This window comes from Emticicia agri, from assembly GCF_004168285.1.
Classification (GTDB): Bacteria; Bacteroidota; Bacteroidia; order Cytophagales; family Spirosomataceae; genus Emticicia; species Emticicia agri.
The window spans coordinates 155,701-175,093 of record NZ_SEWF01000001.1 but is presented as its reverse complement, the minus strand read 5'-3'; the positions used below and the strand labels follow the sequence as shown (position 1 = coordinate 175,093).

Annotated in this window: 17 protein-coding genes; 8 read left to right on the top strand and 9 right to left on the bottom strand. The window is 38.8% G+C overall.

Going from position 1 to position 19,393, the window contains the following annotated elements:
• Positions 1-82: 82 nt before the first annotated feature.
• The gene (locus tag EWM59_RS00655; RefSeq protein WP_130019011.1) at positions 83-1,579 is read right to left on the bottom strand and encodes a GH3 auxin-responsive promoter family protein; all 1,497 of its coding nucleotides are present in this window, start codon (positions 1,577-1,579) and stop codon (positions 83-85) included.
• Positions 1,580-2,155: 576 nt separating this feature from the next.
• On the opposite strand from EWM59_RS00655, the gene EWM59_RS00650 reads away from it, so the two are divergent.
• From EWM59_RS00650 to EWM59_RS00630, 5 genes are all read left to right on the top strand, one after another.
• The gene (locus EWM59_RS00650) at positions 2,156-3,187 is read left to right on the top strand and encodes a rod shape-determining protein (protein WP_101728069.1); all 1,032 of its coding nucleotides are present in this window, start codon (positions 2,156-2,158) and stop codon (positions 3,185-3,187) included.
• A gap of 78 nt (positions 3,188-3,265) precedes the next feature.
• Complete coding sequence (gene mreC, locus EWM59_RS00645; RefSeq protein ID WP_130019010.1) at positions 3,266-4,129, top strand: rod shape-determining protein MreC; 864 nt, start codon at positions 3,266-3,268, stop codon at positions 4,127-4,129.
• A gap of 65 nt (positions 4,130-4,194) precedes the next feature.
• Positions 4,195-4,701, top strand: a complete 507-nt coding sequence (locus tag EWM59_RS00640; RefSeq protein ID WP_130019009.1) for a hypothetical protein — start codon at positions 4,195-4,197, stop codon at positions 4,699-4,701.
• A 59-nt stretch (positions 4,702-4,760) separates the two neighbouring features.
• Entirely contained in the window at positions 4,761-5,957 is a 1,197-nt protein-coding gene (locus EWM59_RS00635; protein WP_130019008.1) for a serine hydrolase domain-containing protein, read from the top strand.
• 227 nt (positions 5,958-6,184) lie between these two features.
• Complete coding sequence (locus tag EWM59_RS00630; RefSeq protein ID WP_130019007.1) at positions 6,185-7,957, top strand: MutS-related protein; 1,773 nt, start codon at positions 6,185-6,187, stop codon at positions 7,955-7,957.
• Positions 7,958-7,961: 4 nt separating this feature from the next.
• Here EWM59_RS00630 and EWM59_RS00625 read toward each other — a convergent pair whose 3' ends face one another.
• Both EWM59_RS00625 and EWM59_RS00620 read right to left on the bottom strand, forming a co-directional pair.
• Positions 7,962-8,696 carry a polyprenol monophosphomannose synthase gene (locus tag EWM59_RS00625; RefSeq protein ID WP_130019006.1) on the bottom strand — a complete coding sequence of 245 codons (735 nt, stop codon included), beginning with the start codon at positions 8,694-8,696 and terminating at the stop codon, positions 7,962-7,964.
• Between the two features lie 23 nt (positions 8,697-8,719).
• Entirely contained in the window at positions 8,720-9,085 is a 366-nt protein-coding gene (locus EWM59_RS00620; protein WP_130019005.1) for a DUF4296 domain-containing protein, read from the bottom strand.
• Between the two features lie 292 nt (positions 9,086-9,377).
• Between EWM59_RS00620 and EWM59_RS00615 the strand changes: the two genes are divergently transcribed.
• From EWM59_RS00615 to EWM59_RS00605, 3 genes are read left to right on the top strand one after another with little or no spacing between them, the layout of a single operon-like run.
• Positions 9,378-10,241, top strand: a complete 864-nt coding sequence (locus EWM59_RS00615) for a DUF58 domain-containing protein (RefSeq protein WP_130019004.1) — start codon at positions 9,378-9,380, stop codon at positions 10,239-10,241.
• A 4-nt stretch (positions 10,242-10,245) separates the two neighbouring features.
• The gene (locus EWM59_RS00610; RefSeq protein ID WP_130019003.1) at positions 10,246-11,169 is read left to right on the top strand and encodes a hypothetical protein; all 924 of its coding nucleotides are present in this window, start codon (positions 10,246-10,248) and stop codon (positions 11,167-11,169) included.
• A 55-nt stretch (positions 11,170-11,224) separates the two neighbouring features.
• On the top strand, positions 11,225-11,857 hold the full coding sequence (locus EWM59_RS00605; RefSeq protein WP_130019002.1) for an acetyltransferase: 633 nt from the start codon (positions 11,225-11,227) through the stop codon (positions 11,855-11,857).
• 11 nt (positions 11,858-11,868) lie between these two features.
• Here the strand turns inward: EWM59_RS00605 and EWM59_RS00600 are convergent, their stop codons facing one another.
• The 6 genes from EWM59_RS00600 to EWM59_RS00575 all read right to left on the bottom strand — a co-directional run bounded on the left by EWM59_RS00600 (position 11,869) and on the right by EWM59_RS00575 (position 19,335).
• Positions 11,869-12,477: a DUF1684 domain-containing protein gene (locus EWM59_RS00600; protein ID WP_130019001.1), complete on the bottom strand. Its 609-nt coding sequence runs from the start codon at positions 12,475-12,477 to the stop codon at positions 11,869-11,871.
• Between the two features lie 16 nt (positions 12,478-12,493).
• Positions 12,494-13,723, bottom strand: a complete 1,230-nt coding sequence (locus tag EWM59_RS00595) for an MFS transporter (protein WP_130019000.1) — start codon at positions 13,721-13,723, stop codon at positions 12,494-12,496.
• 55 nt (positions 13,724-13,778) lie between these two features.
• Positions 13,779-14,576: an SDR family NAD(P)-dependent oxidoreductase gene (locus tag EWM59_RS00590; protein WP_130018999.1), complete on the bottom strand. Its 798-nt coding sequence runs from the start codon at positions 14,574-14,576 to the stop codon at positions 13,779-13,781.
• A 148-nt stretch (positions 14,577-14,724) separates the two neighbouring features.
• A complete protein-coding gene (locus EWM59_RS00585; RefSeq protein WP_207219923.1) occupies positions 14,725-15,495 on the bottom strand; it encodes a ThuA domain-containing protein in 771 nt (256 codons plus the stop codon).
• Between the two features lie 173 nt (positions 15,496-15,668).
• On the bottom strand, positions 15,669-16,847 hold the full coding sequence (locus EWM59_RS00580) for an acetyl-CoA C-acyltransferase (protein WP_130018998.1): 1,179 nt from the start codon (positions 16,845-16,847) through the stop codon (positions 15,669-15,671).
• Positions 16,848-16,926: 79 nt separating this feature from the next.
• Positions 16,927-19,335 carry a 3-hydroxyacyl-CoA dehydrogenase/enoyl-CoA hydratase family protein gene (locus EWM59_RS00575; protein WP_130018997.1) on the bottom strand — a complete coding sequence of 803 codons (2,409 nt, stop codon included), beginning with the start codon at positions 19,333-19,335 and terminating at the stop codon, positions 16,927-16,929.
• Between the last annotated feature and the right edge of the window lie 58 nt (positions 19,336-19,393).

Sequence of the window (19,393 nt, the reverse complement as noted above, 5' to 3'; positions counted from 1 at the left end):
TGGCACTGAGTTCAAAAGAGTAGTAAACTATAACTCCGTGCACCTCCTTGATGGACTCCGGGTTACTTCGTGGTTAAAAAAACTATAAACACATCTTACCCAATTCATCTGCAATTTTCCGGTCATTTGATAAACGAGGTACTTTGTTTTGCCCACCAAGTTTTCCTTGCGAACGCATATAGTTGATAAAAGCATCTCTTTTCAAGGATGTAATGACTAATCGTCTGAGAATGCTACCCGTGATGAGGTCGTCATAATAGACATTGAGTTCAGTCATTTTTTTGTCTAAATCTTCGGCAAATTGCTCTATATCTTTTGGAGGTGTCGCAAACTCAACCAGCCATTCATGATAAGGTAATCCTTCGGCTGCTGTTACCATAGGCGCTACCGTAAATTCTACTACCTCTACTTCCGGATGGCGTTCGCAGGCATATTTCATGGCTTTTTCTACTTCTTCCCCAATCACATGTTCGCCAAAAGCTGAAATAAAATGTTTAATTCTGCCTGATACAATAACCTTGTAAGGGTCAAGCGAAACAAACTTCACAGTATCGCCAATTGAATAGCTCCACAAGCCTGCATTATTATTAATAATCAATGCATAATTTTTCCCCAGTTCTACCTGCTCAATACTCAATCGGGTAGGTTTTTCGCTGAAATACTCTTCTGCAGGAATAAATTCATAGAAGATTCCTGTATTTAATAACAATAGCATACCCGAATCGTCCTGCTCATTCTGATAGGCAAAGAAACCTTCTGACGCAGGATATAATTCTATTGAATTGACAGATTTGCCGATTGATTCAAATAATTTAGCCCTATAAGGTTCAAAGTTCACACCGCCATAAACAAATAACTCAAATGTCGGGAATACATCTTTTATTTTTTTGTCTGTGCGTGCCTGAATTCTATCAAAATACATCTGTACCCACGGTGGAATTCCCGAAATAAGACTCATGGGTTGATTAATGGTTTCGTCAATGATTTTTTCCAGTTTTTCTTCCCAGTCTTCTATGCAATTGGTCTCATAAGAAGGTAGTCGGTTACTTTGCAGATAAGCAGGTACATGGTGCATAGAAATACCGGATAGGCGTCCGATATTGATTCCATGTTTTTGCTTGAGTTCGGGGCTACCGGATAGGAAAATCATTTTATGGTCTAAAAAACCTGATTTACCTGTTTCGTGCACATAGTTGAGCAAGGCATTCCTGGCCGAATCAATATGGTTATGAATAGAGTCTTTAGAGATAGGAATGTATTTTGTGCCTGAAGTGGTGCCTGAAGTTTTGGCAAAATATAAAGGCTTACCCGGCCATAACACATCTTCTTTGCCATCTAAAATCTGTTCGATGTAGTTTTTGACGTCTTCATAATCACGCACAGGAATAGCCTGTTTGTAATCTTCATAAGACCGGATATCTTTAAAATGATGGTCTTTGCCAAAGGTAGTATTGCCTGCCTGTTCAACGAGTTTTTGTCGCCATTCAGCTTGTACTTGTGCCGGGCGGGCGATCCATTTTTTTTGTTGAGCCACTATATAAGCAGCCAATGGTTTACTTAAAATTGAACGAATTCCCATAATGAGGCAAATATAGGATTTTACAACAAACTTTGTTTAAAAGCATGAATAGTTTGTTGATGAACCTGTTTAAACTTTTTGTTTAGTAACGAGAATGAGCGGACGCCGCGCGGCAATTTTTTAATCAGATAAGATTATTTGTTGAGTCCGCAGTGGAACTGGCGTAGCAGCGCTACGGACGAAATAAATAAGCGAAATATGATCGGCTGCCACGCAGTGAAAAATAGCCATTCGTAGTCTAAAGAAATAAGTTTAAACAGGTTCGATATAACCAATAAAAACCGTCGCATTTGCCATGCCTTTAAACAAATGAAAAGGTATTTTGTTATAACATTTGTGCAAAATTACAATCATAACCAAAGTATAGTTTAAGAGGCAAAACTATTTGCAAATTTTAATTTCTTATAAAAATTCAAAAAAAACCTCCCAAAGTAAAATAGGGCAAGATTTCAATGAATTTATTTATACTATTCGGCCAATTAAAAAGTAAAAAATTTATTTTTCACAAAACTTTGCAAATAATAATTGTAAATTTGCGGGCAAATTTAAAAAACTCATTAACTCATAAAGCTCGATATGGCTGGATTGTTTAACTTTCTCACGAGTGACATCGCGATTGACTTGGGTACGGCAAATACCCTTATTATCTACAAGGACCAGATTGTGGTAGATGAACCTTCTATTATTGCTTTGGACAAAATTACCGGAAAAGTGTTGGCGATAGGACACAAAGCAATGCAAATGCATGAAAAAACGAATGAAAATATAAAAACTATCCGCCCTCTTAAAGATGGTGTAATTGCCGACTTTACCGCTGCCGAATTAATGATTCGTGGGATGATTAAAATGATTGAAACCGGTCGTAACTGGTTTTTCTCACCATCGCACCGCATGGTAGTTTGTATTCCTTCTGGTATTACCGAGGTAGAAAAACGTGCAGTAAAAGATTCGTGTGAGCACGCAGGTGCAAAAGAGGTATATATGGTGCATGAGCCTATTGCAGCAGCCATCGGAATTGGCATTGATATTGAGCAACCAAATGGGTCTATGATTGCTGATATTGGCGGTGGTACTACAGAGATTGCCGTTATTGCGCTTTCGGGTATTGTGTGTGAGGCCTCTATTCGTATTGCAGGAGACTTGTTTACAAGAGATATAGTGGACTATATGCGTCGTGAACATAACTTGTTGATTGGTGAGCGTTCGGCAGAGTTTATCAAGATTCAGGTAGGTGCGGCATTACCTGATTTAGATAATCCTCCGGCTGATATTGAAATCCGTGGCCGTGACTTGATGACTGGTATTCCGAAAGAAATTAAAGTTACTTATAGCGAAATTGCCTACGCATTAGATAAGTCTATTTCTAAGATTGAAGAGGCTATCATGCGTGCACTTGAAATGTCTCCACCGGAGCTTTCAGCCGATATTTACGAGAATGGTATTTACCTGACAGGTGGTGGAGCTTTATTACATGGCTTAGACAAGCGTTTGGCTATTAAAACAAAACTGCCGATTCACGTAGCTGATGATCCACTTCGTGCAGTGGTGCGTGGAACCGGAGAGGTTTTGAAAAATATAGAAAAATATAGAGCTGTTATTGTTCAGTAGATTTAATAAGCTTCAAACTACAAGTAACAAGTTGTATTCTTATAACTTGTTACTTGTAGTTTCAATCCATAAAGACTTATGTCGCAACTCTTCCGTTTAATATTTCGGATACGAAATTTCCTATTGTTTGTGATTTTAGAATTGATTAGTTTCTGGTTAATAGTTAAAAACGACTATTACTGGGAGGTGTCGTTTTTTAATACTTCAAACTACTACGCTGCCAAAACCCTCGAAGCCTCTAATTATGTAAAGAGTTACATGAACTTAGGCAATGTAAACGAACAGTTGGTAAAGGAAAATGCTGAATTGAAAAAAGCAGTAACAGCTATGCAACAACTGAAGGGCCGTGAAGGAGATTACTATAAGGTAGATTCGGCTTTTGCTCAGCGATTTGAATTTAAGGTTGCTAAAGTAGTGAACAATACGGTTAATCTGTCGAAAAACTACCTGACAATTGATAAAGGTAAATTAGATGGCATTGAGCCCGGTATGGGTGTTATTTGTCCGCAAGGAGTAGTAGGACAAGTGATGCAGTGTTCAGACCATTTTTCACGGGTGTATTCAATTCTTCATGCCGACTTCAATGTTTCAAGTGAAGTTAAGAATAAAGCATTGCGAGACAAAAGCGATAAGGCTTTAGGAATTGCCAAATGGGGTGGACTAAACCCAAGAGTAATTGACCTGACCACTATTGATAGATTTAAACCTATCAAGCAAGGCGACTCGGTAATGACCTCTGAACAGAACGTTATTTTTCCGTCAGGAACAATGGTTGGAAAAATACGTAAACTAAGCGCCAAGCAAGACCAGGCCTTTTTTGATATTGAAGTGGAGTTAGCAACCGATTTTCAGAATATTTCTTATGTATATGTGGTTAACAATAAGTTGAAAAACGAACAGGAGAAATTGGAAGAAAGTACTAAAGTTGAAGTTAAAAAATAAGATTCAGACAATCATAGAATAGGCAGACATTGCATATTCTATGTTAATCATACCCCGGACTATAAATGAATTCACAGACGGTCATACGGTTAGTAGTTACCTTTTTTATTTATTTGTTGTTGCAAATTGTGGTGCTTCGCAATTTTGTATTTTTTGATGTGGCTTTTTGCTTCGTTTATATTGCCTGTATCTTATTATTGCCTGACGAGATTCCGCCTGTATGGGTTATACTCATAAGTTTCCTTACCGGATTGTTAGTTGATATTTTCTATAATACTGCGGGAGTACATGCGTCAGCAAGTGTGCTTGTGGGTTATCTGAGAGGATACATTATAAAATTCCTTTTTCCGACAAAAGGTATTGAAAACGAAATCGTTATATCTCTGAAAGATATGGGTGCCGAACGCTTTGTTCGTTATGTAGCAATTCTGACTTTAATTCATCACTCAACTTTGTTTTTTGTAGAAGCAGGTGGTTTTGCTTTTTTCCTTATTACGATTCTGAAAATCATTTGTAGTGTAGTTTTCACTTCTTTTATGATTATCATCTTGCAGTACGTAAGAGGGAATTAACGTTGGTAGAGAACGATTTTTTAAATCGTATATTAATCTTATTTACTGGGTTCTTAAAAATGCGTTTGTCTCTATATATTTTTGCTTTCTTCTGTGTTATTCTCAATTTTTCATGCCAAAACAAAACTGCTGACTCAGCCGAGTCATCTGTTGCGGTAGTAGATAGTGCCGAATTGAAAAGAAAGGAGGAAAGAATCAGAAAAGACATTAAGGCTGATATTAAAGCAGCTTTGATTGACGAGGTAATGCAAAAGAAATTAGCGCAAGGATTCAACGGCAATGTGCTGATTGCACAGAAAGATGTGATTGTGTATGAAAAAGCCTTTGGTTATGCCAATTTTAAAGACACCATCCGCAATGGTTTGCAGTCAAAATTTCAGTTAGCTTCATTATCTAAAACCTTTACGGCAGTGGCAGTGATGAAACTGACCGAACAAGGCAAATTAGGCTTAGACAATACTGTAAAAGATTATTTCCCTGATTTTCCTTACGATGGTGTAACCATACGCAGTTTGCTTTGCCACCGTTCGGGTTTGCCGTTTTACCAATACACTTTTGATAAAATGGTAAGAGGTGAGAAAATCTACCCGACCAACCAGAACATGATGCAATGGTTTGCCAAAGCACAACCTGTACCACCTATATTTAATTTACCCGACCACTTCTTCAGCTATAACAATACCAATTTCGCTATTCTGGCCGCTTTGGTAGAGAAAGTTTCAGGTAAATCGTTTGATGAATACATGCGTGAAAATATTTTCTTACCCATCGGTATGAAAAATTCGTTCATTGCTACTACTAAAAATGATTCTATCAATATCAATCGTACCTATGGTTATCAGTTCGGACAACGCCTGCCGAAAGATTATTACGATGATATAACAGGCGATAAAGGGGTATATTCAACAGTTGAAGATTTGTTGAAATATTATACCGCTTTAAAGAATAATACACTCATTACCAAAGAGTCGTTCAAAGAAATGGTTTTGCCGCGTAGCTTTGAACATCCGGGCTTGCGAAACTACGGTTACGGATTCAGGCTATGGGTAAATGCCAAACAGCAGACCGACTATATTTACCACACAGGCTGGTGGAAAGGTTATAATACCATCATGTTTTTTGACTTGCGTGAAGATTTCGTTATTATCCTTCTGAGTAATCGCTATAATCGTTCGGTTTATAATATCAAAGAAATAGTAGATATTATGCACGGGGGCAAACAATCTTCGGTAGAAGAAAATATTCTTGATGAGTAGAACTTTTTTGGTTAGTAGGAAGTATTACTTTAATAAGACTTGTATAGTATTTTAATTTGACTCCTTAAGTATCAGCGAATGAATTCGCCGTCTAAGATAACAAAGGTATTTTTTCTTACATAAGCGGACTTAAGTCCGCTTTACACTTATAAAATTATTCCTTTGTTATTTTAGCCACCGAATTCATTCGGTGAAAGCTCATAGAGACAACCCTCAAAAACAAAATTATGAGCTATCAGCGTATTGCAGGCGATGCTACCGCATTTATAACAAAAAACAAATCCATTGCTAATCTTATTTCTTACTTACGGCTGTTTTTAGCTATCGTTGAGGCATATATTCTCTTTATTATTATCAGAGACGGGTCTTCTGCCTTGCTTCTCAGTAGTGCTTTAGTAGTTTTAGCCACTTTCTTCTTTTTTGTTAATTACCACCAGCGGATTATCGAAAAGATTCAATACCATGAATCGATGTTGCAGGTTTGTGAGAAAGAAGTTTTAGCGGCAGATGGCGTTTACGACCAATTTGGGAATGGAAAAGCGTATGAAGATAAAACCCATTTTTTTTCTCATGATTTAGATATTTTCGGTAATTATTCCATTTTTCAGTTATTAAACAGAAGCATTACCCAATCAGGTAGCGACACCTTGGCGCAGCAATTGAAATTCCCTTTTCTGACTAAAGAGATGATTGAGGCCAGACAAGAGGCTATCTTAGAATTAAGTCATAAAATTGACTGGCGGGTAGATTTTTTAGCCACAGGAAATTTGTTAGAAAAAGATGAAACCAAATATCGGGAACTACTCAAATGGCTGAAAAGTGAAGACGTAGATTTAATGGGAAAACTTAAATTCCTGTTGTGGTTAGTACCCGGTATCAATGCCGTCATTTTAGGGCTCTGGATTTTCGATGTCATTAACTTCAGAATATGGTTATTGACCTTAATTCTACAATCGGTCTTCTCTTTTGTTAACCGCAAGAAATTAAATGCCTTATACCTGAATATCAGTAAGAATACGCCTAACCTGCAAAGATATAGCCAGCTATTTCAGTTGATAGAAAAAGAGGCGTTTAAAGCACCTATATTGAAAAGCCGGAAAGATACCTTAACTAATCCTTCGTATATTTCTACTGCCATTCAGAAATTAGCTACTATTTCGGCTTATTTTGCTATCAGAAATAGCTTTTTTGCCCCTGTTCTCAATGCTTTTTTCTTATGGGATTACCAATGTGCTCACCGTTTTGAGGTTTGGAAAAGACAATACAGCGAAGCACTATTACAGGCATTTACCATCTTACATGAGTGGGAAGTATTGGTAGGTATTGCCTGCTATGACTTTGCCAATCAATCTTATACTGTTCCCCAGGTTTCAGATACGGTTATTTTAGATACCACGCAATTAGGGCATCCATTGCTGAAAAAAGGCAAAAGTGTCAACAACGATTTTAAGATAAATAAAGGCGAGCAGCTATTTATTGTAACAGGAGCTAATATGGCAGGTAAAAGTACTTTTCTGCGTGCTGTTGGTTCAAACTTTATATTGGCTATGCTCGGAGCAAGGGTGCGTGCAGAACAATTTATCTTTAAACCGATTCAGGTCTATACCTGTATGCGCATTACCGATTCAATAGATGAAGGAGAATCATATTTTCATGCCGAACTATTGCGTTTGCAACATGTGGTAAAACTACTTGAAACAGGCAAAGAAATATTTGTGATTTTAGATGAGCTGTTGAAAGGAACCAACTCAAAAGACAAACTACAAGGTTCAGAATTGTTTTTAGAGAAACTAATTCACTATAAAACAGCTTTTGGTCTGATTGCTACCCATGACTTAGACCTGACGAATATGGCAGCAAAATATCCTGAAAAGATGAAGAATATCTGCTTTGAAATTATTATTAAAGGCGATAAAATGACTTTTGATTATAAATTACGACCAGGGGTTACTCAAAACATGAATGCGCTGTTTCTGATGAAGCAAATGGGAATTGTGTAGTGTTTTATCTTTTAAAACTCTTGAACCAACTCCAGATTTTCATCATCACTACACCAAAAACGGCTTCTCTGAAAATCTTGGTCGACATTTTGGATACACCTTTGGTGCGGTCAGTAAAAATAATAGGTACTTCGGTTATAGTAAATTTATAAAGAAACGCATTGAATTTCATTTCTATCTGAAAGGCATAGCCCACAAAAACAATTTTGTCGAGCGGAATAGTTTTTAATACCTCTCTACGGTAGCAGATAAATCCGGCAGTAGGATCCATAATTTTCATGCCTGTAATAAACCTTACATAAACTCCGGCAAAATAAGACATCAGCACACGTCCCATAGGCCAGTTTACTACATTTACTCCCTTAATGTATCTCGAACCCACAGCCACATCAAAACCATCTATTTTGCAGGCTTTATACAAACGTATCAGATCTTCAGGATTATGCGAAAAATCGGCATCCATTTCATAGATAAACTCATAACCTTGCTCTATTGCCCACTTAAAACCATGAATATAGGCCGTACCTAACCCTAATTTACCACTGCGCTCTATCAGATGTAGTTCATTCGGATATTCTTCCTGAATTTCTTTTACTTTAAGGGCAGTTCCATCGGGCGAGCCATCATCAATAATCAGTACATCAAACCTTTCGTCCAGATGCATCACTTTTCTGATAATAGCTTCAATATTCTCAATTTCGTTGTAGGTCGGGATAATAACAAGGTTTTCTTTTGGCATCTACTTGTGGTTGTTTACGGTTATCAATCCGTTTTAATTTGTTTGTTCTTTTTCTTCTCGTCCAGAATATTCAGCGTCTCTTCATATACTTTTACCATCAGTTCGGGGTTCTGTACATAGAATCTGTAACTCGCTTTATAGTTAGCAGTATCTACTTTGTATTTAGCCATAATTCTACGTTCAAATTCTAAATAAACCACACGGGTAGAATCATAAGCCTGAAAACTCAAACGATTGACTTTAGCCTCTGTCAAATGAATATCTGCTAAAATTTTTGCCATTGTGTTTACATCAATCACACCATCGGGAGGAGTGGGGTCTCCTATGCACGAAATAAGTGTTGAAATAATGGCTAAATGCAAGAATATTTTTTTTGTCAGTATTTTCACTTTATCTTCGTTTTAGAGTATGTTTAAATTTTATTTTTCTGACCGAAAAGTACAGATTTTTTAGATAGACAAGCGGACGCCGCGCGGGCGCACTTTGCAGATGTAGCCATCGGACCGCCGAAGCGGCAGCTACATCGAAAAAGTGCAACGAAGTATAGCTAAAAAAGATGACTTTGGAGGTCGAATCATAATTTTTAAGCATACTCTTAGATTAAAGAACAAATTACGGAAAAAAATAAGAGATTGAATACGTTAAAGTTTGTTAATCTCCCTAAAAATTCAGCGAATTAAGGTGGTAGAAGATATAATTTCTAAACTCAACAAGTACGAAATAAAAATCCGTAAGGCTGTAGATTCACAGATGCACGGCAACTTTCGTTCGGTTTTCAAAGGCTCCGGTCTGGAGTTTAGCGACTTACGTACCTATCAGTATGGCGATGATGTAAGAACTATCGACTGGATTACTACTGCCAAAGGTCATGGAGCTTATGTGAAGATTTTTAAGGAAGAAAAAGAGCAAACAGTCTTTTTTATGCTTGATGTAAGTGCCTCGCAGGAGGTAGGAAACAATGGCCGACTAAAGTTAGACACAGCTAAAGAGATTTGTGGAGTACTGTCTCTTTCAGCCATTAAAGAGGCCGGGCATGTGGGCTTATATTGCTTCTCCGACCAGAAAGAACTGTATTTTAAACCTGCCAATGGCTTAAAACACGGCTATGAAATTATATTGAGCTTGTTTAAAATGAAGCCATTATCGCAGCTAACCAATATTCCTGCTGCCATAGGCTTTGCGCTTAATATTCTGAAACGCCGAAGTGTCGTGTTTTTAATTTCCGATTTTTTAGATAAAGACTACGAACATAATCTGAAAGCCTTGGCTCGTAAGCATGATTTAGTAGTAATACATATCTACGACCAAAGAGAAATAAAACTCCCGAGCCTGGGTATTATTCCGGTACTGGATAAAGAGAGTAAGCGGACAGTCTGGCTCAACACCTCTTCGCCTACTTTTAAAAAAGAGATGAAAGAGATGTTTGAAGATAATCAGATACGACTGGAAAAGCTATGTAAACAGCACAATGCTAATTATCTGGCTATTGATTCAAGAGAAGATTATGTGTTAAAACTTATACAATTGTTTAGAGTAAGAAAATAAAACAATGCCTTATTGCGTATCTTATAAAATCAGTTTTACCGCTGCTATTCGTATAGTCTGTAGTGGAATACTGATTTTTGTCGGATTGACGTTCAATAAGGCCTATGCCCAGAAGCCAATCGGGCGATTTCTGACCGATAGTGTTGAGTTAGGCCGACCATTTGATTACGCATTAAGTTACTATCATTCTCCCTCTGACGAAGTGTTTTTTCCGGATACTGCCTATAATTTTTATCCTTTTGAACTGATAAGAAGAAACTATTTTACCACCAATACTACCAATAACCGAAGCCTTGACAGCGTGGTTTATACCTTAGTTACTTTTGACATTAATAAAACCCAGAAATTCAATTTGCCTGTTTACATCTTAGGTAAACGGGATTGTACAGCTGTATTTGCGCCATTGGATTCAGTTTTTCTGAGAGAACTGATAAGGACAAGTACAGATTCGCTGATGCTCAAGACTGATACAAAATTGATGCCCTTACAGCAACAAGTGAATTATCCGAAGATATTGGGGTATTTATTAGGACTATTAGGGATTTTAGGAATTATCTATGCTTTTTTTGGTAAATGGATTGAAAAACAATACAGGCTGTTTGTATTTGCGCGTAAGCATAAAGATTTTGTGAGCAATTACAAAAAGGTAATTCGTGGTACATTGGATAGTGGCAATATAGGCAAGGCTCTCGTGATGTGGAAAGAACACTTAGAATGGTTAGAAAACCGACCTTATACTTCATATACCAGTAAAGAAATCATTAACCGACTACCGAGTGAATCTTTGGAAGAGTCATTGAGAGATGTCGATACTGCTATTTACGGAGGTATTCTTTCTACACATATGCCTGCTGCAATGAACGTTTTGTTAAATAAGGCTGTTGAATTATATCGGAAACGCCGGGAAGAGTTAGCCATTAACTCATAGATAAATACCTCATCACATAGGTAAACACAATTATTTTTAAAAAGAAAATTCATAGATGCAGAACCCCGTATTGATTTTTGGAGCAGGTACACTTGGTAAAATAGCCTTAGATATTTTTAATCGTAATAATGTATTGGTATATGGTTTTTTAGATGATGATAAAAAACTGCATAATACCGAAATAGGAGAGATTGTAGTATTAGGAGAAACAGACGATGATGGTTTTCTGAAAATTGTCGGACAAAAAACCGAGGCTTTTGTGGCAGTTGGTAATACGAAGGTAAAAAAGAAAGTAGTAGAGATTCTGAACGAACGTCGCCATGTAATGCCGGTAAATGCAATACACGACCGGGCAGCTGTTTCGGAAAATGCGATTATTGGTCATGGGAATTTAGTAATGGCTAATGCCACTATTAATCCTTTTGCCAAAATCGGCAACCATTGTATTCTACATTCAGGTGCGGTAGTTGATACCGAAGCCAAAGTAGCCGACTATGTAAATATAGGTACAGGTGCTATGATAAATACCGGGTCAGAAATAGCCGAAGGCGCATTTATTGGTTCGGGTGCTATTGTGGTAACAGGGATTAAAGTCGGAAAAAATGCACGTGTAGGCGCAGGTTCGGTAGTTATTGAAGATGTACCTGATAACGCTACCGTTTTCGGTAATCCGGCAAAGAAAGTTTAGACACAGGTTTTTTAGTGTTCTTTAGCATAGTTCTGCTCTCCGGCTTCAATAGCTACCTGTAAATGATTTTCTCGTGGAGGGATTGGACAACTGTAACCCGCACCAAAGGCGCAATAAGGGTTATAGGCCTTATTAAAGTCCAGAACTATTTTATCATTTTCTATTTGTTTCATACGTACATCAATGTAACGGCCACCACCGTAGGTTTCTTTACCGTTAGTTAGGTCTTTAAACGGAACAAAAAGATAATCACGGTATTGAGGTATGCGTTGCAAATCAGGCGACCTATATACGGCTAATTGATAGGTTTGCCCGTCTATCTGGAAAGTCAGTACTCCGAATTTGGTGTAAGTTCTGGTCTCGCCTGTGGTAGTAGGAATCTGAAAAGGCTTGCCTCCTGTAGTGGCTGTAAACTGACATTCTACTTTGAATTTCTCGTTAGGCGCATAAAAGCGCAGGTACTGAAAATCTTCTTCTTTGAGCGGAGAAAACTTTGATTTAAGAAATTCGGCTTTATATTCTTCTCTGAATTTCTCTATCTCTGTTTTAAAATCTTGGGCAAAAGTATTTATTGAGCATAGTATAAATACATACGTGAGTAAGGGTTTTATCTGAAGCATAGTATAAAAGATTTATTTACGGAACATTCACAGGGCTTTCATTAGTAACGATTGACTGAGGAATTGATTTTACTGTACGGGCTATAAAAATGCTTGCCAGTATCATAATAATAGCAAAATAACCTACCCAGTTATAGTTTTCAATATAACCTGATGCTGTTTTATGAATAACAAAACCACCGATATTAGCAGCAATAGCTTGTGCAAAAAGCTGTAAAGATGAGTTGATGGCCATAAAACTGCCTCTTTGTTGCGGGCTTACTACATTAGAAATCATGGCCTGCGTAGGAATCATACGGCCATTTGAAAAAATAAAGAATATACCTGACACAAATAAAACCGCCCATACAGCCCCCGAAAACATATTGGTAATCAGATAAATAGGAATGAGTGATAAGAGTGCAAATATGACAAAAACAGGATATTTTCCCTTTTTGTCTGCCAGTCTGCCAACAATAGGGGCAGAAAAAATGGTTAGTAATCCACCTACCAGATAAATAAGAAAAATGTTATTCTGACTAAAACCTACATTGGCAACCAACGTAGGAGAGATGTAAGGAATAATGCTGAAATGCCCTAACATAATAGTAGTAGATAGCCACAAAGCCCGTAACTGATTGTTGTTTTTCAGAATATTGGTAATAACAGCCAAAGGGCTTGATTTTTCCTGACGGTTTTTCAGGTGCTTATCTATCGGTGGAATGTATTTGATAATCAGAAAAGTTACAATAATTCCTAAGCTACCTATCACCAGGAACGGTGTGTGCCAACCTGATTTATCTGCTAAAAATAAACCTGCCGGAATACCCACTACCGAAGCTATAGAAAAGGCTGTAGTAATAAAACCCATAGCAGTAGCTCTGCGTTGGTAATCAAATGTATCGGCTACTATCGACATTACCTGTGCACCAATCAGGCCGCCAAATGTACCCGCTATTACACGTGCCACAATCAGAAACTGGTGCGTAGGCGCAAAAGCACACGCAAATGTACCTGCTACAAAACCTATATAAGCAAATAAGACTACTTTCTTGCGGTCGTAATTATCTACAAAAAAAGCAGCTAAAAAACCCGAAATTCCGGCGCTCAAACCATAGGCTGAAACAATAAAGCCAAAATGTCGGGGAGAAATATTAAAAATCTGCATGAGTTGAGGCCCGAGGGGCATCATAATCATAAAATCAACAATATGTGTAAAGTTGATACAGGCAAGTATAAAAAGGAGTAGTTTTTCTTTTGAACTCATCACGCAATATCTTCGGGGTATATATTCCCAACGAAAATATTTCTGGTGTAGTTCATTATTTATTACTGTTTGCCAATTGGCTATCCATGCTATTCACCGGAATTTTGCCTTGCACACTCCAGGCACCATCCACAAAAAATAGTTGTCCTGATACGTAGCTTGAATCATCAGATGCAAGAAATACTGCCGGACCCACCATTTCTTCGGGTTCGCCTGTTCGTCCGAGAGGTACAACACCGCCCCAGTTAGTCCGGTAGTTAGGGTCTTCTCTCAGGTTACGTTCTACATTGATAGGCCCCGGGCCAAATGTATTGACACGGATATTGTAAGGTGCTAATTCTACTGCCATCTGTTCGGCCATTGCGTGGATACCCCCTTTGCTGGTAGAATAAGTAATCAGGTTTTTTACGCTCAGTGCTGCGCAGATGGTTGAGATATTAATGATGCTTCCACCGCCATTAACTCGCATAATTTTAGCGGCCTCAATGGAACAAAACAAAGTGCCTTTCAGGTTTACACCCATCACCGTATCAAAAACAGTTTCATCGGTTTCAAAGAAATCACTCCAGCCTGTGATACCTGCATTATTAACCAATACATCCAGTTTATGATATTTTTCTGTAATTTTTGCAAACATCTCTCTGATTGCTGAAACCTTTGAAATATCGGCATATATCACCTCCGACTGCCTGCCCATTGCTCTGATTTTGGCGGCTACTTCTTCGGCATAATCTGCGCCTGCTACTTCGTTGATAATGACATCGGCTCCCTCACGGGCAAATCCTAAAGCAATGGCTTCCCCAATCCCACGTCCGGCTCCAGTAATAAGAGCAATTTTATTTTTTAATCGCATGGTTGAATAGAATATTGAAAGCCAAAAGTAATAAAATTTGAGGAATAAAAAATTGTGGGGCGAACGTCTCGTTCGCCATGGATTCTAAAAAAACTTTTATTGCCACAGCGAACGAGACGTTCGCCCCACAATAGCACATCTCCAAATCTTACAAACCTTTCCCGGTAGCTGCCCAATAAATAGCCCCATACAAATGGTCAAGGAAAAGTGGGTCACTGAAATTTTGTGGCACGTGTCCCATAGCTGTATAGAAAGCTCTGCCGCCATCATACGTATGATACCAGGATATAGGGTGGAAGCCCATACCTTTGCCCTCATTAGGTCCCCACTTTACATTCGGATTATAGGTTTTTTCATCAATTGATAACAGGAAATGTAAGTCTTTCGATACGGCAGGGCTGAATTCATACCATTCATCAGTCCATAAGAATTTAGCAGGGAAACGCTCCATACCCGGAAAATTTTTGTCTTCTACTTTCAGATAGGCTGTCTGAATAGTCGGGTGAATTTTAAACATCATACCCACCATTTTGGTGTACCATTCCCAGTCATACTCGGTATCGCTGGCACTATGAATGCCTACAAAGCCTTTGCCCGATTGAATAAATTTCTCAAAGGCTGTTTGCTGTTCAGGGGTTAAAATATTACCTGTTGTATTCAGAAAAATGACTGCTTCATAATTGGCTAATTCTTTTTCATTGAAAACCGAAGCATTTTCCTGCCAGTTTACTGAAAAGAATTGTCTTTCAGCCATAGCCTTAATGGCTGTTACCCCTTCGTTGATTGATTCATGGTGGAAACCATCAGTCTTACTGAATAAAAGTACCCTGAACTGTTTTCTTTGGGCAAACGAACTGGCGGAGAAACAAAGGGTTAAAACCAGCATGAATAATGCTTTAGGAGTGAGTAGTAGTTTCATTGTTTTATAATTAAGGTAGAATAAATATTTCGTGTCAAATAAACACTTATTAATTTAACAAATGTATTATTTTGCTCGATAGTAATCAATAAAAAAGGGAGATTAAAAACTATCTTCTGATAATTTTAATCTCCCCTGAAAAAATTATATCTATCTAAATCCTAAGTATTTGATTAGTTTAGAAACTCATAGATACCTGCCACACCTTGTCCGCCACCTACACAGGCAGTTACCATGCCGTATTTTTTATTCTGGCGACGAAGTTCGTTCAATACCTGAACAGATAATCTGCCTCCGGTTGAGCCTAAAGCATGACCTAATGCTATGGCACCACCATTAGGATTGATTTTATTGGCATCTAAACCTAATTCCTTGATAACGGCTAATGCCTGCGCCGCAAAGGCTTCGTTCAATTCAATGACATCAATATCGTCCTGCTTCAAACCTGCCTGTTTCAGTGCTACCGGAATAGCCGCAACGGGGCCAATACCCATAATACGTGGTTCAACCCCTGCCGAAGCATAGGCCATCATACGGGCAATAGGTTTCAAACCTAATTCATTTACCATTTTCTCAGACATTACAATCACAAAAGCGGCACCATCAGACGTTTGCGAAGAGTTTCCGGCGGTTACGCTTCCACCCATTGTAAATACTGGTTTTAACTTAGCCAAAGCCTCTATACTTGTATCTGCCCGTGGGCCTTCGTCTTTGGTTACTGTATATTCTTTGGTTTTCTTTTTACCAGAAGCTGGGTCAAAGAATGTTTCCTGTACTTTTATTGGCACAATTTCGCCATCAAATTTTCCTTCTGCCTGTGCGGCTAAGGCTTTTTTATGAGAGTTATAAGAAAATAAATCCTGCTCTTCACGGCTGATACCGAATTGCTGGGCTACCTGTTCGGCAGTTAAACCCATGCCAATATAATAATCAGGATGAGTAGAAGCGAGGTTATAATTCAAAGCTGTTTTCCAACCCATTGTTGGCACTAATGACATCGATTCTGTGCCACCGGCCACAATACAATCGGCCATTCCGGCATGTATTTTAGCGGCTGCCATTGCAATAGTTTCTACGCCCGAGCCACAATAACGGTTCACGGTTACGCCCGGCACACTTTTGCCCAATGCCAGTAATGAAATATAGCGTGCCATTTGCATACCTTGCTCGGCTTCCGGCACGGCATTGCCTACAATCACATCTTCCACACGGGCAGGGTCTAAATTAGGTACACTTGCCATCAGATGTTTGATAACCTCTGCCGCTAAATCGTCGGGGCGGGTAAAGCGGAATACTCCTTTGGGTGCTTTGCCGACTGCACTACGGTAGCCGGCGACTATATATGCATTCATGTTGTTTGTCTTTTTATCTATGCTCTCAGCCCATTTTGCCTATAGCTAAGAGTAAATGAGTTTTAATACTATAACAATCTTAGTTTCTTGGAGGTTTCCCGCCACTCAATAGTCCTTGCATACGCTCCATTGTTTTCTTTTCACCTGTCAACGAAAGGAATGCTTCTCTTTCAAGGTCTAAAAGATATTGCTCTGAAACAAGCTGCGGATAACTTAAATCGCCCCCACAGATCACATAAGCTAATTTATCGGCAATTTTAGCATCATGCTCAGTAATGTATCTGCCCATCAGCATACCTGTAATTCCGGCTTTAAAAAGTGCGATTCCGGTTTTACCCTGTACTTTTATATCGGTACGTTGTTTCGGTTGCGTGTACCCATCTTCTGCCAGTTTGATAGCTTCTTCTTTGGCCTCTGCAATGAGACGACTGCGATTCAACACGATTCTGTCCTTATCTGTTTTGAGGTAATTCATATCAAAAGCCTCTTGTGCTGAAGTTGAAACTTTAGCCTGAGCAATGTTCATGAAAGCAGATTGAAGAATGTTCAATTCAGTATCGCCTGTATGATACATATCCGAGCAACGAACCGCCATTTCTTTAGTGCCCCCTCCGGCAGGAATCAGACCTACGCCTAATTCTACCAGACCCATATAAGTTTCTGCATGAGCTAAAACTCTATCTGCATGAAGATTCAACTCACAACCACCACCTAAAGCCAGACTATGAACAGCCGTTACCACAGGTACAGATGAGTATCTGGCACGCATCATAGTTTGCTGAAACTGGGCAATCATCATGTTGATTTCGTCATATTCCTGCTCAATGGCAAACATGAATAGCATGGCTAAGTTTGCCCCTGCTGAAAACGCTTCGTTTGAGTCGTTTCCTACTACCAGGCCTCTGAAATCCTTCTCTGCAATGGCATAAGCCTTATTCAAGCCTTCTACTACTTCTGCACCAAAGGTGTTCATTTTTGAGTGAAACTCAACTCCTGCAATACCATCGCCTAAGTCGAATATAGTAGAACCTGCATTTTTCCAGATAACATTGGTCTGACGAAGATTATCTAAAATAATAAACGACTCAGTGCCCGGGATTACTTTATAAGACTTCGTTGGAATATCATAGTATTTTTTCTTGCCACCTTCTACTTTGTAGAAAGTTTCATTGCCTGCTTCCACCATTTCATACACCCATGCGGCAGGTTTCAGATTCAGGTCTTCCATGATTTTCAGCATTGGTTTTACACCAATGGCATCCCATGTTTCAAAAAGACCTAATTCCCAACCAAAGCCTGCACAGATAGCTGAATCTATTCTATATAGTTCGTCAGAAATTTCAGGAATACGATTGGTAGCATAGCGGAAGAAATCAGCAAACGTGCGTCTATAAAATTCACCTGCATTGTCTTTGCCTGCTAAAAGCACCGGAAAGCGTTTCTTCAAATTATCAATACTCTTGGTACCTTCAAGCGTAGCAAATTTTACTTTTTGTGAAGGTTTATACTCAAACGTTTTCAGGTCTAAAGCCAGAATAACTGTCTGACCTTTTTCGTCTTTGGTTTTTTTGTAGAATCCCTGTCCGGTTTTATCTCCGAGCCATTGGTTTTCCATTAGTTTAGCCATCACTGGCGGCAGTTGGAAAGCATCTTTCGACTCGTCGTTAACCAATACTTTTGATAAGTTATTGCATACATTTACAGTTGTATCCAACCCTACTACATCAGACAAACGGAAGGTACCCGATTTAGGACGACCCGCTACCGGGCCTGTGAGTTTATCTACTTCTTCTACCGTTAAACCCATTTCTTCGGCTACTCTGATAGTTTGCACCATCGCATATATTCCCAAGCGATTGGCAATAAAAGCAGGAGTGTCTTTACACAATACGGTTGTTTTGCCTAAATATAAATCGCCATAGTGCATCAGGAAGTCAACAATAGCAGGGTCTGTCTGAGGTGTTGGAATAATCTCTAATAAGCGCAGATAACGCGGCGGGTTAAAGAAGTGAGTACCGCAGAAATGCTTCTGAAAATCTTCTGAACGTCCTTCTGCCATCAGGTGGATAGGAATACCCGAAGTGTTGGAGGTAATGAGTGTACCCGGTTTGCGGAATTGCTCTACTTTCTCGTAAATCAGTTTTTTGATGTCCAGACGCTCAACTACTACTTCTATAATCCAGTCGCAATCTTTGATTTTAGTCATATCATCATCGAAATTGCCCAATTTTACACGGGTAACCGACTGCGGACTAAAAACAGGTGATGGGCTGGCTTTTACAGCCGCCTGAAACAATTCATTAACGATTCTATTGCGTACTGCCGGATGCGTAGTATCAAGGCCTTTGGCTTTTTCGGCATCATTCGGTTCTTTGGGTACCATGTCGAGTAGCAGTACTTCTACTCCAATATTAGCAAAGTGCAAGGCAATACGACTACCCATAATACCCGCACCTAAAACAGTTACTTTTTTTATACTACGATTCATGCTGATTGAATATGATTTTTATAGCAAATAGATAAATTATTTTACCACGGAGTATCAC